Origin of the sequence: Nitrosomonas europaea, from assembly GCF_900167395.1 — a bacterium.
GTDB lineage: Bacteria > Pseudomonadota > Gammaproteobacteria > Burkholderiales > Nitrosomonadaceae > Nitrosomonas > Nitrosomonas europaea.
The window spans coordinates 32,040-47,025 of the sequence record NZ_FUWK01000018.1 but is presented as its reverse complement, the minus strand read 5'-3'; the positions used below and the strand labels follow the sequence as shown (position 1 = coordinate 47,025).

The window sequence follows — 14,986 nt, the reverse complement described above, 5'->3', positions numbered from 1 at the left end:
GATATAGCTGTAAACGTGTGCTTGCACATGCGGCAGTAGAAACGCTGTAATCCCGCCTGATATCCCCAGCGATAAAAATGATTCGATTGGCAAACCGGACAAATCGGCTCAAAAGAACTTTCAAGCCACTTCGCCACCTCGATTCGTGGCACCATTCCACCAAGCTTATGTTTGGTCTGCTCTTTCTGACCGCGGCTAAGTTGCGTTATTTTTCCAACCCATTCCCGAAAATCAGAGGCTTTCATAATCGTGCCCTCCCTCTATTGATGTTCCAGCTCGTTGGACAAAAATGACTTTTCAACGTTTAATGCAGACATAGCCTTACAAAAAGGATAAAAAATGCTGAAATTCAATCTGGCTGTGTTGATTTCAATGTTACTGATCTCTTTTTTCCCGCAAGCGTATGCAGTGGGATGGGAAAAGATCGAAATACCCGATAACGTGTCGACCATTCTGGATGATGACGGACGCTATAAAGATATCAAAACCGGTTGTGCGTTCAGTCATTTACCGGATGAAGCCGGTTTACCCAATAAACCGTTTCATTTTTATTACCGGAAAGGCACCAAAGCAAAAACACTCATCTATTTCAACGGAGGAGGCGCCTGCTGGAATGGTGCAACATGCCTGACTTCGCTGACCGTACCAGTTACACAGACGACTCGGCCTGCCTATAATCCTTCGATTGAAAACGAAAATAATCCTGAAGAACTGGGTGGAATACTGGATTTCACTCGTGCAGATAATCCACTGAAAGACTGGAATATGGTTTTCATCCCCTCTTGCACGGGAGATGCACATCTTGGCTCGAAAAACGAAGTCTATGTCGATCCTTCAGGAATCATCAATCATGGTGATGCCGTTCTCGTGCAGCATCGCGGTTTTGACAACTTTATGGCGGTGCGAGAATGGCTGAAACACAGAGCTGATCGACCAGGTACCGAACAAGTACTGGTGGCCGGATCCAGTGCAGGTGCTTATGGCGCTTTAATGAATTTTCCCCGGTTACACAGCATTTACCCGGATAAAACGAAAATTTCATTACTGTCTGACGCAGGGACAGGCGTCTTCACCAGCAATTTTCTGAATACGGTTTTTGAACCCGATGGCCCATGGGGAACTGAGCATACCCTCGCAACCTGGATACCGGGAATCAACCGGATCGGCAGTTATAACGCACTCAACTTTTTCACCAGTCTGGCAACCGGGATCGAACGTCATTTCGTCAACAGCAAGTTTGCTTATGTGACGACCGCCTGGGATGACGTGCAGATGTTATTTCTCAACATCATGAGAAAGACAGGACAGGGCGTCAACGATCCCAACCAGTGGTTCAATCTGACACCGGTAACGGCTGTGGAATGGAGCTTGAGGATGTTGACCACATTGCATGCAAATGCCTTGATCAACCGTAATTCGAAATACTATATCAGTGCCGGGACATATCACATTGGTCTGGTCGATGCATTTGCACCAGGTGTTTTTTACACCGAAAAAAGTGCGGGGGGTATCTACCTGAAAGACTGGGTCAACCGGCTGGTTACTGATGACAGAAACTATCCACTGATCAATCTGATGTGTAGCGGTACTTGCGGAGCACCTTTTCCTCCCTGAGTTGAACAGGTTCTGAGGAAAAACAGATCACCTCTCCAGTATTCTTCGGTTATTTCTGTTTTTAAAAAGATGAATGATCAGGAAACGAACAAAGTGACTGTAAATTTTGTTCTTCGTGGCTGCAGAAATAGTTCTGCAGCCATTTTCATTACTGTCGGGTTGTCCTGTGCAGCCTTATCGAGGGGCTGAGTGTTCACGCAGCCATGCCTCCAGCTCGATTGCCGGTACCGGCCGGTGAAACAGGAATCCCTGATAATAATCACAACCTTGCTGACGCAGGAAATCCAGTTGCTGTTCCGATTCGATACCTTCTGCCAGCACACCCAATTTCAGCCCGCGCGCCATGGCAATGATCGTTGCGGCAATCTCACGGTCGTTGGGATCATGCGCCAGACCGCGTACAAAACTTTGATCGATCTTCAGTTTGTCGATGGGAAATCGTTTCAGATAAGTCAATGACGAGTAACCCGTACCAAAATCATCGATCGCCAACTGAATGCCAAGTGCCTTCAGCCTGTTCAGCGTTTCAATCGATCGCTCCGCATGTTCCATGAACATACTCTCGGTCAGTTCAAGCTCCAGACAAACCGCCGGGAGCCGCGTTTCCTCCAGGATCCGCTGCACCAGCTCAACCAGATTCTCCGATTGAAACTGCCGCACCGACAGATTGACGGCCATCACGAGTGGCGGCAATCCGGTATCGATCCAGGCGCGCCCCTGCTCACAGGCAGTGCGCAACACCCATTCCCCCAGCGGCACGATGAGACCCGTTTCTTCTGCTATGGGAATGAATTTTCCCGGTGGCACGATGGTATTGTCAGGCGGCTGCCAGCGTGCCAGTGCTTCCACCCCGATCACGTGGCCGGCACGCGCATCGATCAAAGGCTGATAATGCAAAATGAATTCTCCGGCAGCCAGTGCATGGCGCAAACGGTTTTCCATTATCAGCCGTTCATTTGCCGCGATGCTCAAAGCTTCCGTATGGTAGCGATAGGTATTGCGGCCTTCTTTTTTCGCCTGATACATTGCCATATCAGCGTGCTGAATCAATTCGGTCGCATTGCTTGCGTCATCCGGAAAAAGACTGATCCCGATACTGGCATTGATGAAAATCTCGTGACCACTGGGCAGCACAAACGGGGTGGCAAGTAAATCGATCAGGGTTTGCGCGACAATTGCGGATTCACTTGGATCTTTGACATCTTCCATCACCAGTAAAAATTCATCCCCACCCAGGCGGGCCAGTGCATCTTCCTCACGCAATCGGTTCTTCAGCCGCTCGGTCAGCTTGATCAACAGCTCATCCCCGATCGGATGCCCGAGACTGTCATTGACATTCTTGAAACGATCCAGATCGATATAAAGTGTCGCTACCCGCAGATTGTACCGTTGCGCCCGCTCCACGGCATGATGCAGGCGCGATTGCACCAGCAGCCGATTAGGTAATCCGGTCAGCGGATCGTAATGCGCCAGATGTGCCAGCTGCGCTTCGGATTGCTTTATTTGTGAAATATCGGTAAATACGCCGACATAATTGCAGAGTTCCTTCCTGCCGTTACTCGCTGAACTGATACTTACTGCACTGATAGTCAGCCATTGCGGATAAATCTCACCATTCTTGCGGCGATTCCAGATTTCTCCACTCCAGTAGCCCTCTTCCTGCAGGCTGGACCACATCGCCTGGTAAAACGACTTGTCATGGCGCCCGGATCGGATGATCTTGGGATTTTTGCCCACTACTTGAGCAGCACTGTAACCGGTAATCTCCGTGTACGCGCGGTTGACAGCAACGATACGCGGTTCCAGATCCGTAACCACAATACCTTCGCGAATAGATTCGAATACCGTGGCTGCCAGTCTCAAGGCTTCTGCCGCATAGACTTTTTGCACGGCCAGCGCCGTAAAGGAGGCAAATTCTTCAACCAGTACCAGATCGGCAGAGGTAGGTTCACGCACTGTACGATGATAGATGGCAAACGTACCCAGAACGCTCTCATTCTCATCTTTGAAAGGAACAGACCAGCACGCATGAAGATCAGCTTTCTGTGTAAATTCCAGATAAGGCTGCCAGTACGGATGATGATCGATATCGGAGACGATCACCGCTTCACCCCGCCAGGCAGCCGTACCACAGGAACCGACACCCTCACCAATCGCCAGTTGATCGACTGTTGCATTGAAATCATCCGGCAAACTGGGTGCAGCACCCAGCTTAAGACATTTTGCCTGCTTATCCAGCAGCAAAATGGAAACCAGCATATCGGGATTGATCGTTTCGAGGTGCTTTGCAATATCACTCAGAATGACCGGCAGCGGCTGGCTGGCAACGATCAGATTCAATGCCGACTGATGTGCCTGCCTGATCAATTCGGCCTGTTTATGTTCACTGATATCCAGCCAGGTACCGACCACCTCATGCGGCTGACCATCAGCATTCCGGATGAGCCGCAATTCGTCGAGAATCCAGATGATTCGACCATCGCGGTGGTAAAAACGGTAGTCATGCGTCAACTGACCATCGCTCAGCAGTATCGGCTGACGCTCCAGTACCTGCTCACGATCATCCGGATATAAGTGAGAAAGCCACCAGCCGGGAGCAAGTGCTTCCCCCGGGGTATAGCCGATCAAACGCTCGATATTCTCGCTGACCCAGACAGGTTGCAGTACATTTCCGGTGAAACGCAGGTTGTACAGAACCATCGGACTGGCAGCCAGCAAATGGGAAAGACGCAGATTGGTCTGTTTCAGATTGATTCGTTCTCGCGTCAGCTCGGCCAGCCAGCGCGCTTTTTCCAGCGTAGCGGGAACTTCGAACAGATAGCCTTCATGCCTCGACAGATAATCTTCCACGCCCAGATGCAGCGCACGCGCCGCAATCATTTCACTTCCCTGCCGGGTAATCAGCACGATAGGAATATCCAGCTTGCGCTCCTCGCGCAACAGCCTGATAAACTCCAGACCATCCATACCTCCGGACAGACAGTAATCCACCAGCACTATATCGAAATCTGCAGTCTGATCCGGATTGACAGGCAACAGCGCCAATGCATCCTGTGCACTCGTCATCGCCGTCAGATGCAAATGAGGTGCATGTTGAGCCAAATGATGGCGCATCAGATCGATATCGGAACGGCTATGTCCGACATACAGTACTCGTGACAAAGGCGAATTGCGCTCTGTGCCGTTCGTGCGGAAACGTACCAGTGCACTGTGCAATGTCCGCGGCAACCGCTCCAGATAATCCCCTTCCCTGACCAGATAACCGTCAGCACCCGCCTTGAAGGCTGCACCCCCCCTGTCATGCTCACCCGGTCCGGTCATGATCACCACCGCCAGTGGCAGCCGCCATTCCCTGATATAACGCAGCACTTCCAGACCCGAACCATCGGGCAGATCGAGATCGGTCAGCAGCACATCATAATGAACGGATTTCTCCAGGCACACCAGGCACTCAGCAAGCGATGCAACCGTGGTCAAATCAATTTCAGGAGTTGTTCGCGCCAGCGTGCGCCGCACAATATCGGCATCACTAAAATTGTCATCGATATAAAGGACCCGCATTACGATTACCCGTCTGATCCATCAGGCATGCAACCGTAAATCCCTGTCTGCTGCACCATATCCATAAAACTATCAAAATCAACCGGCCTGACTAACTGTATAAAGTCGACCCCAAGAGACTAAAAAAGCCCGCTGATTATACTGCATGTCAAAATCAATGCCATTGTCACAAATCCGCGGGATAATCCATTTATTTGCCGGAATTCCAGATCGGGTCAGAACCGGAAATGCGCTGGATTGTCAGAAAATCATATTTACTTTTTATATCTGTAAAAAATGAAAATCATTATTGCTGCTTTGACTGGTTTAATAATGGTTGTAACTGTCTTTGCAATGGAGAAAACCGTGACACCCAATTCTGTAAATGTAAAACAGACCATCGACTCAAAAACGGATTACATCGTTCTGGGAATGGGGTGCTTCTGGGGGGCCGAGAAGCGCATGGGAGAACTTTCCGGAGTAATTGATGTGGAAAGTGGCTACGCAGGGGGTGACCACGCTGATGCCGGTTATCAGGACATCCTGAATTTTGAACATGCCTTGCGTGCCGGCAAAACTGCCGGACGAAACCATGCCGAAGTGGTGAAAGTAACATTCGATCCCGCACAAGTGGCACTGGAACACGTACTGGCCAGATTCTGGGAAAGTCATAACCCGACTCAGGGCGACCGCCAGGGCAATGATATCGGCAGCAATTACCGCAGTGCTGTTTATTACCATGACGAAAACCAGAAAACACTTGCACTGACTACCCGAAAAATCTATCAGCAGGCACTGGCAACAGCCGGCTATGGCCAGATCACGACCGAAATCCTGCCCCTGAAAAATTACATTACCGCAGAAGAGTACCATCAGAATTATCTGCAGAAAAATCCCGATGGTTACTGCGGTCTGGGAGGAACAGGTGTGAAATATCCAGCTCCCGATCAGCATATTATCCGGGGCGACACCTCGTCTGTTCCAGCAAGCCCTTCCCCGCAATCACTGGATGGCAAAAATCTGAATTTTGACCAGCAACTGGTGATTTTCGAATCAGAAAATTGTGAATTCTGCGCTCAGTTCGACCGGGATATTCTCGCCCACTGGCAGGCGGATATTCCAATGGTAGCGACGAAAAATACCAATCCTCCCGCGGATTGGACACTGGATAAACCCTTGTTTGCCGCACCCACGATCGTACTGTTCAGAGAAGGGAAAGAAGTGGTCCGCTACACCGGCTACACTGGAGAAAAAGAGAACTTCTGGCAATGGCTGGGCTTTCAGATGCTGACACCGGAACAGCAGAAAATCGCTTTTCAGCAGGGGACTGAGCGACCTTTCACCGCCTCCAATCTGGATGAGAAACGTCCGGGCAGATTTGTCGATCCGATCACCGGCGCTACACTGTTTTTCAGCAAAACCAAGTTTAATAGCGGAACCGGCTGGCCCAGCTTTTTCGAACCCGTTGAAGGATCAGTGACCTACCATGAGGATCATTCCGGCTATATGCAGCGGATCGAGGTTCGCAGCGCCAGCTCCGGTATTCACCTCGGCCATGTTTTCGATGATGGCCCTCCCCCCAGCTATAAGCGCTATTGCATCAACGGTAATGTGCTGAAATTCATTCCGGATTGATCGTCACGGTATCCTGCAGGAAAAAGAGAAAGTGCGAAGGCAGAGGTACAGCCTTCGCACGTGGATCAGATTCTGCTAAATCTTATTAAGCCAGACTGATTCTCGGACTGCGACGCCGCAACATCAGCATCACCAAACCACCCAGCCCGATCAGCAGGATGCTGGCAGGTTCAGGAACGGTGTTATTTCCCGGATCACCGTTGTTCGCCATAATCAACTGGAACATGCCGCCGTTTTCTCCACTGGCAAAGCTGAGGGATAGCAAACCGGCATCAAAGCCAGCTGCAGGATTAAGGAACTTGATTTCAGAAAAATCACCACTCATTCCACCAGCTACCTGGAACAAGTCGTAAGGAACATCAAATTCTGGCATGTACCCGCCAAAATCCAGTTCAAGTATGCCACCCGCAACGAAATTACCGCCGATGATGAGCTGGTCGTACGCGGTTGGCCCGAAAATTTCCATGAGCAGGACACTATCGCTTTCAAGCGTGAGATCGCCGGTAATGGTCAGCACTCCCGGTGAATTTCCCGGGCTGATCAGACCATAATTGATGACATCACCTTCGATCGTACCGCCGTTGCCTGAGAGACTGCCGGTAGACCAGATCGTCACGCCATTGGTGGCCGAAACTGCACCACCATCATTGATGATGAGACTGCCGTTCCCAAGAACAGAACCATCCTTCCATCCACCGACGTAAAGCTTATTTAAATTATCCCAGCGAGAACCGGTACCAGTAACGGTAGCAGTACCGATACTACTGACATTGGCTCCGATAAAACCGTCATGGCCATTGATAACTTTCCCACCATTTTCAATGTTAAGTGAACCGTATTCAATCTGGGTACTCACAGTACTTTCCAAAAGTGAACCCACACCGGTAACGGTAACATTACCGTTGTGACCATCTAAACTAATGCCGATAACAGTCGCTTCATTACTAACTCTCCCGCCATTCCGTATGTCAAGCGTGCCTTGACCTACAACGCCAACGATGATGCCCCTTGAAGCTTGCCAGAGTGAACCTGCATCGGTAACGGTAACAGTACCGATAGAACCGGCACGATCTCCGATAACACCTTCGGCATTAGTAACTTTCCCACCTTTTTCAATGTTGAGTGAGCCCGTGCCATAGCGACCAACGTAGAGATCTTTCTCGTTTTGCCAAAGCGAGCTGGCGCCGGTAATGGTGGCAACACCCATGGAGTCAGTATTGAGGCCAAGATAACCATTACCTGCGTTGAAATTCACCCCATCGATCATGCCAAGATAATGGCCAGTGCCATTATTTACCAGCTGCGCACCATTATTGACAATGAGGTGGCCGCTACCAGCAATAGAGTCATCAAGGGTGTGGCCGACAACAACGCTATCAACAACGGTATCCCTACTAATGGTCTGGTTACCTCTACTAAGAACCAGTGAATCTGCTTGCACTACCTGTCCGAAGGTCAGCGTGGCGGCCAGAAACGCACCGGTATAAATCAATCGATTGTTATTATTTTTCACATCAGGTCCTCATGGAAACACTGCCGGGGACGGTCATTGAAATGGCTGAAACTGCTTGCCAGACTGTGCTGCCCCGGACTGGAATTTATTGAAAAACCTGCCAACTCTGGCAGGCATGAAAAGCAGAGACACTGAACACCTGCTGCCCTCTGCCAGCCGGCATCCAATATCACTTAAGCAATTTTCATGCCAAACATATAAAATATTGAATAACAACAATAAATGACGAAATTGTAGCAATGACATGACATGACATGACATGACATGACATGACATGACATGACATGACATGACATGTAAAAATTATCGACGGTTTTTGATACGCTGCAAGCGTTTTTTGAGATTTTCCGGGTTGGAATTACGTATTTTTTCTCACAAAAAAACCGGAAAACGGGAGAAATGATCTGTAATTTCAATGATGAATAGACAAATAACAGGAAGTGTAAAAAATTCCGACAGATTGCCCATATCGATCAGACCCTGTCTGCCGCCGACAGCCTGGGGAATCTTTGATCAAATCCCACATGACCGCACATTACGTGTTGCGGATGGAATGCAGCTCATGGAAAACTCGATCTGAGATGTCTTATTCTATTTCCAAATCAAAAATGACGAGAAGGCGAGCCGCAGACAGTATGAACAATACGGCAAGGGGAAGCCGACAAAGTAAGTTTTGATTTAGAATTGGAATTAATCCATGATTCCGAATTCAGCAGCTACCTTGACATAAAAAAGACGTACACCCTCAGCGCGCAGTCGTGCAAAGAGCTGATCGGCCTCTTCCTCACTGACCACCATCACCACCTCCAGCAGCTGGTCCGACAACTCGAAAAAATGCACCGAATGAAAACGCTTGTCATGCCCCATGCCTTCACTGCCCGGAATCAGCGTCGCTCCGCGCAAGCCCATCTCTGCAGCCAGATGCATGAGCCAGTCAGCCAAAGGTTTACCGGCGTGATGTCGATCCTGCTGGGTGAAAAACGTAATCTGGTAACCATTCATGACAATCTCCTCATGAGGATTTAAACCACGTCACCGTGGCGATACCTGCCAACGTCATAATCAGTGATCCCGCGACATGAACAGCAATCGCGCTCATGGCCCATGCATACAGACCACGCTGCAGCAGGCTGACAATTTCAGCCGAGAAGGTAGAGAAGGTAGAAAGCCCGCCGCAGAAGCCGGTGATGACCAGCAAACGCCACTCTGGTGACAAATTCGGCATGTGGGCAAAAAAGGCTATTGCAACGCCGACGACATAGCCGGCTATCAGATTGGCCACCAATGTACCGGGCGGCACGTCAGGAAACAGGTTGTTGAGCTTGAGTCCCAAGCCCCATCGCAGAAGTCCGCCAAGCGTTGAACCCAGGGCAATGGCGAGAATAGGTTTCCACACGGTATCGTCCTCTCTTGAAATTTTCTTGAGGACAGGCAGCAATACCTACGCGCGGCCTGTCCGGCCAGTCGTAGGCATCATCAGCCACAGATTGCGGCGGTTAATGGAGGAATGCCATCTCCAATTATTATTATATCGGAAGCAGTAAGAACGAGTCATCGGACAGTTTCAGCCTGGCATAAACAGTACAAGCCTCACTGCGCGGGTGAGGAAAAAATGTAAGCAAACGAGGGTTAGCAACACGGCGAGTATAATAGCAACCAAGATAGGATTCCCGGTACGGAGATACGCAGCAAATCGATTCATACCGTCTTCATATACAAGGCAGAAACGCAATCGAGCCCATTCAAAGTACCAACGCGAGAAGATCCAGCCACTCCACCTTGTCAGATTTGCCTCCAGAAAATAACGGTATAAAAACAAATTATCGTTCTATATGAATAAAGCAGAACAATCTTCACACACCCCCATGATGCAGCAATATCTGCGGATCAAAGCGCAGCATACCGATAAGCTGCTGTTTTACCGCATGGGGGACTTTTATGAACTGTTTTACGAGGATGCCGAGAAAGCAGCAAAATTGCTGGATATCACCCTCACCCAGCGTGGATCCTCTGCCGGGGAACCGATCAAGATGGCAGGTGTACCGTTTCATGCAGCCGATCAATACCTGGCCAGACTGGTCAGGCTGGGTGAATCCATCGCCATCTGTGAACAAACCGGAGATCCCGCCACCAGCAAGGGACCGGTAGAACGGCAGGTTATTCGCATTCTTACCCCCGGCACTCTGACTGACGCCGGATTGCTGGAAGAACGCAGCAACAGTATCGTACTGGCACTGGCACTGCATCGTGGCTCGATCGGGCTGGCCTGGCTCAACCTGGCGGCGGGCGATATGCGTGTACTGGAAACCTCTTCGGATAACCTGACAAGCGAGCTGGAACGCCTGCATCCGGCAGAAATTCTATTGCCGGAATCGCTCGATCTGCCAGCAACGTTGAATAATTTTGCTGGACCCAAACGTTTACCGGACTGGCAGTTCGACTATGAACATGCCATGCAGCAACTTACCCGGCAATTTGGCACTCGCGACCTGAATGCCTTTGGCTGCGAGGATTTGCACGCAGCCATCATGGCAGCTGGCGCATTGTTCGAATACGTCAGACTGACACAACAAACCGCAACAGATGGATCATCCGGGCAGTTGCCCGGCCATCTGCATACATTACAGGTAGAGCGACAGGATGCCTACTTGCGCATGGATGCCGCCACACGCCGCAATCTGGAAATTACACTGACACTGCGCGGCGAGGATGCACCCACACTGTCGTCTCTGCTGGATACTTGTTCGACCGGGATGGGCAGCCGGTTGTTGCGACACTGGCTGCATCATCCGTTACGCAACCGGATCACGCTGCAGCAACGGCTCGATACCGTATCCGACCTGATCGGGGCACAACCGGAAACCCTCTATGCGGGTATCCGGCAGCAGTTCAAACATATTGCCGATATCGAGCGCATTACCAGCCGGATTGCACTGAGAACGGCCAGACCCCGCGATCTGTCCGGCCTGCGTGACAGCCTGATGCGACTCCCCGGAATCATCGAACTGATCGCAACCTCGGCAGCAGCTGCCGTTCATCGTTTCATCCCGCCCATGCAACCAGATCCCTTACTCACGCAATTGCTCGTTCGCGCACTGCAACCGGTACCCGGCGCAGTCATCCGCGAAGGCGGCGTGATTGCTGACGGCTTCGATGCCGAGCTGGATGAGCTGCGAGGCTTGCAGGGAAATTGCGATGAATTCCTGCTACAGCTGGAAGCGCGCGAACGTGAGCGTACCGGAATCCCGAATCTCAAAGTGGAATATAACCGGGTGCATGGTTTTTATATCGAAGTGACCCGCGCTCAAGGAGAAAAAATCCCCCCGGACTACCGCCGCAGACAAACCTTGAAAAATGCGGAACGCTATATCATTCCCGAGTTACAGGCATTCGAGCACAAGACATTATCCGCACGCGAACAGGCGCTGGCCCGGGAAAAAATGTTGTACGAACGACTGCTGGAACAGCTGGCTGATTTCATCATTCCCTTGCAGGAAATCGCCCGCTCGGTTGCAGAACTGGATGTCTTGTGTGCCTTTGCCGAACGCGCCGCTCTGTCCGGCTATACCAAACCGGTATTCACCGATGATCCCGTTCTGATCATCGAAGCCGGCCGGCATCCTGTGGTAGAAAATCAGGTGGAGCACTATATCGCCAATGATGTACAACTTGGAGCGATCACGCGGGAAAACCGGCAAATGCTGGTCATCACCGGGCCGAACATGGGCGGCAAATCCACTTACATGAGACAGACGGCACTGACCGTCCTGCTGGCACATTGTGGCAGCTTTGTTCCAGCCCAAATTGCCCGCATCGGACCAATCGACCAGATTTTCACCCGGATTGGTGCTGCCGACGATCTCGCGGGCGGGCGTTCTACTTTTATGGTGGAAATGACGGAAGCAGCCGGTATTTTACGCAATGCAACTGCCCAAAGTCTGGTACTGGTCGATGAAATCGGCCGGGGTACCTCAACTTTCGACGGGCTTGCACTGGCTTTTGCCATCGCCCGCCACCTGCTGACCCAGAACCAGAGTTATACCCTGTTTGCCACCCACTACTTCGAACTGACCCGGCTGGCAGAAGAGTTCCCGCAAGCTGTCAATATCCATGTCACAGCGGTAGAGCACAAAAGGCGTATCGTTTTTCTGCACCGGATAGAGGAAGGGCCTGCCAGCCGGAGTTACGGACTGCATGTCGCCGCACTGGCAGGTGTACCTGATAGAGTCATCAGGAATGCTGCAAAAATTCTGGCGAGACTGGAGCAGGAAACGCTCAGCAGAAGCCCTCAGCAGACTTTATTTGAAACAGTCGAGGAAAATGCGAAAGCCGTGCCTGCTTCCGTGCACCCGGTGCTTGATTACCTCGAGCGGATCCACCCCGATGAACTGACCCCCCGGGGTGCACTGGAACAGCTTTACCTGATCAAATCGATGCTCAATCAAACGGATTGATCATCAATGCTCATGGCCGTGCGGTCCGTGCACATGGCCGTGAGATAGCTCTTCCGCCGTTGCCGGACGTACTTCCGTCACCGTGCACTCGAACTGGAACGTCATACCGGCGTAAGGATGATTACCGTCTACCACTACGACATCATCCGTAATCTCTCTCACCGTATAGATGCAGAAATCATCGGAATCCTCCTCACCGCCTTCGAATTGCATTCCGACTGCGACTTCTTCCGGGAATGCATTGCGTGGCTCGACCCGCATGAGCTCTTCATCGTACTCACCAAAAGCATCTTCCGGTTCCATTTGCAAGGATAAGGCTGCTCCAGTCTCTTTTTCATGCAAAGCTTCTTCTACTGCTGGAAATATCCCGTCATAGCCGCCATGCAGATAGCTGACGGGCTCTTCGGTTTCTTCCATTACATTGCCTTCCTGATCGATCATTTTGTAGTGGAGTGACACTACCGTATTTTTTACTATGCGCATGTTTTCCGCCTGAATCAGGCTTCCTTTTGGTTGATAAAACTCGTTGTTCGAGCTCCCGATACTGATTGCCCGACACATGGCGCGAAACTCCTGCGATGAATGTCGGTTATTCCATGTAAACGAATCGCTTCCAGGTGAGCCTTGGTGGGATAACCTTTATGCCGATCGAAACCGTAGACCGGGTAAGCTTCGTGCAATCGCAACATTTCAATATCCCGTGCAGTTTTGGCAAGAATCGAGGCTGCTGAAATCTCGGCCACCAGACTATCCCCCCTGATTACTGTCTGCACTTCACAATCCAGTCGTGGCGCATGGTTGCCATCCACCAGAACCAGCGCATTGGAAATCGGCCGCAGGCTGACTACTGCTCTTTGCATTGCAAGTAGGCTGGCTTGCAGAATGTTCAGCCGGTCAATCTCTTCAACCGAAGCAGAAGCAATTGCCCATGCACGAGCACGCTGTTTGATCTGATCAGCCAGGCTGATTCGCTTTTTTTCGCTCAACTGCTTGGAATCAGCCAGTCCCTCGATGACATCAGCAGGATCGAGCACCACACAGGCAGCGTAAACGGGCCCGGCCAGTGGCCCTCTGCCTGCTTCATCCACACCGTAGATGACCTTCCCGTCCTGGGCATATTCATGCTTCAACGGGATCCGTCTTTCCGCCACGTGAATCCGCTGCGAACCGAATCAGATTGCCCGGGCAGTACACATCAGTTGCGCTTCGGTGACCACCTGGCCATCCACTTCAGCACAGGCAGCATATTTCCAGATACCTTTGAGCTGGCGGGTGATTTCGACCTTCAATACCAGTTGATCCCCTGCGATGACCGGTTTCTTGAACCGTACCGCGTCGATACCCACAAAATAGTACACCTGCCCATTATCCTTTTCCATGTTCTCCGACCGAATGGTCAGTAAGGCGGCTGCCTGGGCCAGTGCCTCAATGATCAGCACGCCCGGCATGACGGGATGATGGGGGAAATGTCCGGAAAAATAGGGTTCATTGATGGAAACATTCTTGTATGCATGAATCCGTTTACCTGATTCCAGGGAAACCACCCGGTCAACCAGAATCAATGGATAACGATGCGGCAGGTATTTCAGTATTTCATGAATATCCATCACGGTTTGTCTATCTCCCTGTTTCATAGCAGTAATCGTATATTTATGGCTTCCTGGCAGCAGATTCCCTGGCGTTCAATACTTTGATGACCTGGTCAGTGATATCGATGCGAGCGCTCCGATAAACCGAATCCTGCAACTGCAGGATCAGATCATAGGACTGCTTCTCTGCAAGCTCCCTGATCACCTGATTGATACGCTCCAGAATCAGACCATATTCCTCATTCTGGCGCAAACTCAGATCTTCCCGCATCTGCTGCTGTGCACGCTGATACTGTCGACTGAGACCGGCGAGTTCACGTTCCTTCAGACGCCGTTCTTCTTCATCCACAGTGCCCGTATTTTTTTCCAGCTCCTGCTGCAATGCTGTAATCTGCGCAGAAAGTTCCCTGATGCGTGCATCGCGTGCCTGAAATTCCCGTTCTATCTTTTTCTGTGCCTCGATAGCAGGCATCGATTCCCGTAAAACTTTCTCGGTATTGACCACTCCGATCTTGATTTCTCCGGCAGACGAATGTACCGGGAGAACGAACATCATCGTAACAACGAATGCCTTCACGAACCGGAAAAACATTCCCTGCCAGTATTGATCCAACGGGTATCTCATTGCTTTCAGATAATCT

12 protein-coding genes and 1 riboswitch are annotated in these 14,986 nt (G+C 50.8%); of the genes, 3 read left to right on the top strand and 9 right to left on the bottom strand.

What is annotated here, in order from left to right:
• On the bottom strand, window positions 1-245 hold a 245-nt coding region (locus tag B5D58_RS07100; RefSeq protein ID WP_412458335.1), incomplete at its 3' end, for an IS1/IS1595 family N-terminal zinc-binding domain-containing protein.
• A gap of 94 nt (window positions 246-339) precedes the next feature.
• Between B5D58_RS07100 and B5D58_RS07095 the strand changes: the two genes are divergently transcribed.
• Window positions 340-1,614: a pectin acetylesterase-family hydrolase gene (locus tag B5D58_RS07095; protein ID WP_011112253.1), complete on the top strand. Its 1,275-nt coding sequence runs from the start codon at window positions 340-342 to the stop codon at window positions 1,612-1,614.
• 174 nt (window positions 1,615-1,788) lie between these two features.
• Here the strand turns inward: B5D58_RS07095 and B5D58_RS07090 are convergent, their stop codons facing one another.
• On the bottom strand, window positions 1,789-5,175 hold the full coding sequence (locus B5D58_RS07090) for an EAL domain-containing protein (protein WP_011112254.1): 3,387 nt from the start codon (window positions 5,173-5,175) through the stop codon (window positions 1,789-1,791).
• A 345-nt stretch (window positions 5,176-5,520) separates the two neighbouring features.
• On the opposite strand from B5D58_RS07090, the gene msrA reads away from it, so the two are divergent.
• On the top strand, window positions 5,521-6,789 hold the full coding sequence (gene msrA, locus B5D58_RS07085; RefSeq protein WP_234989029.1) for a peptide-methionine (S)-S-oxide reductase MsrA: 1,269 nt from the start codon (window positions 5,521-5,523) through the stop codon (window positions 6,787-6,789).
• An 85-nt stretch (window positions 6,790-6,874) separates the two neighbouring features.
• On the opposite strand, the gene B5D58_RS07080 is transcribed toward msrA, so the two are convergent.
• The 3 genes from B5D58_RS07080 to crcB form a co-directional block, all read right to left on the bottom strand.
• Window positions 6,875-8,302 carry a PEP-CTERM sorting domain-containing protein gene (locus B5D58_RS07080; protein WP_011112256.1) on the bottom strand — a complete coding sequence of 476 codons (1,428 nt, stop codon included), beginning with the start codon at window positions 8,300-8,302 and terminating at the stop codon, window positions 6,875-6,877.
• Window positions 8,303-8,992: 690 nt separating this feature from the next.
• Window positions 8,993-9,304, bottom strand: a complete 312-nt coding sequence (locus B5D58_RS07075; RefSeq protein ID WP_011112257.1) for a DUF190 domain-containing protein — start codon at window positions 9,302-9,304, stop codon at window positions 8,993-8,995.
• Window positions 9,305-9,314: 10 nt separating this feature from the next.
• Window positions 9,315-9,698 carry a fluoride efflux transporter CrcB gene (crcB, locus tag B5D58_RS07070; protein ID WP_011112258.1) on the bottom strand — a complete coding sequence of 128 codons (384 nt, stop codon included), beginning with the start codon at window positions 9,696-9,698 and terminating at the stop codon, window positions 9,315-9,317.
• Between the two features lie 64 nt (window positions 9,699-9,762).
• Window positions 9,763-9,829, bottom strand: a riboswitch (Fluoride riboswitch).
• 305 nt (window positions 9,830-10,134) lie between these two features.
• Here crcB and mutS point away from each other — a divergent pair.
• Window positions 10,135-12,756: a DNA mismatch repair protein MutS gene (mutS, locus tag B5D58_RS07065; protein WP_011112259.1), complete on the top strand. Its 2,622-nt coding sequence runs from the start codon at window positions 10,135-10,137 to the stop codon at window positions 12,754-12,756.
• 3 nt (window positions 12,757-12,759) lie between these two features.
• On the opposite strand, the gene B5D58_RS07060 is transcribed toward mutS, so the two are convergent.
• The 4 genes from B5D58_RS07060 to B5D58_RS07045 are packed head-to-tail and all read right to left on the bottom strand — an operon-like array spanning window position 12,760 to window position 14,970.
• Window positions 12,760-13,239, bottom strand: a complete 480-nt coding sequence (locus B5D58_RS07060) for an FKBP-type peptidyl-prolyl cis-trans isomerase (RefSeq protein WP_011112260.1) — start codon at window positions 13,237-13,239, stop codon at window positions 12,760-12,762.
• 14 nt (window positions 13,240-13,253) lie between these two features.
• On the bottom strand, window positions 13,254-13,907 hold the full coding sequence (rnhB, locus tag B5D58_RS07055; RefSeq protein WP_011112261.1) for a ribonuclease HII: 654 nt from the start codon (window positions 13,905-13,907) through the stop codon (window positions 13,254-13,256).
• A gap of 21 nt (window positions 13,908-13,928) precedes the next feature.
• On the bottom strand, window positions 13,929-14,390 hold the full coding sequence (fabZ, locus tag B5D58_RS07050) for a 3-hydroxyacyl-ACP dehydratase FabZ (protein WP_011112262.1): 462 nt from the start codon (window positions 14,388-14,390) through the stop codon (window positions 13,929-13,931).
• Window positions 14,391-14,406: 16 nt separating this feature from the next.
• Window positions 14,407-14,970 carry an OmpH/Skp family outer membrane protein gene (locus tag B5D58_RS07045; RefSeq protein WP_011112263.1) on the bottom strand — a complete coding sequence of 188 codons (564 nt, stop codon included), beginning with the start codon at window positions 14,968-14,970 and terminating at the stop codon, window positions 14,407-14,409.
• Window positions 14,971-14,986 lie beyond the last annotated feature (16 nt).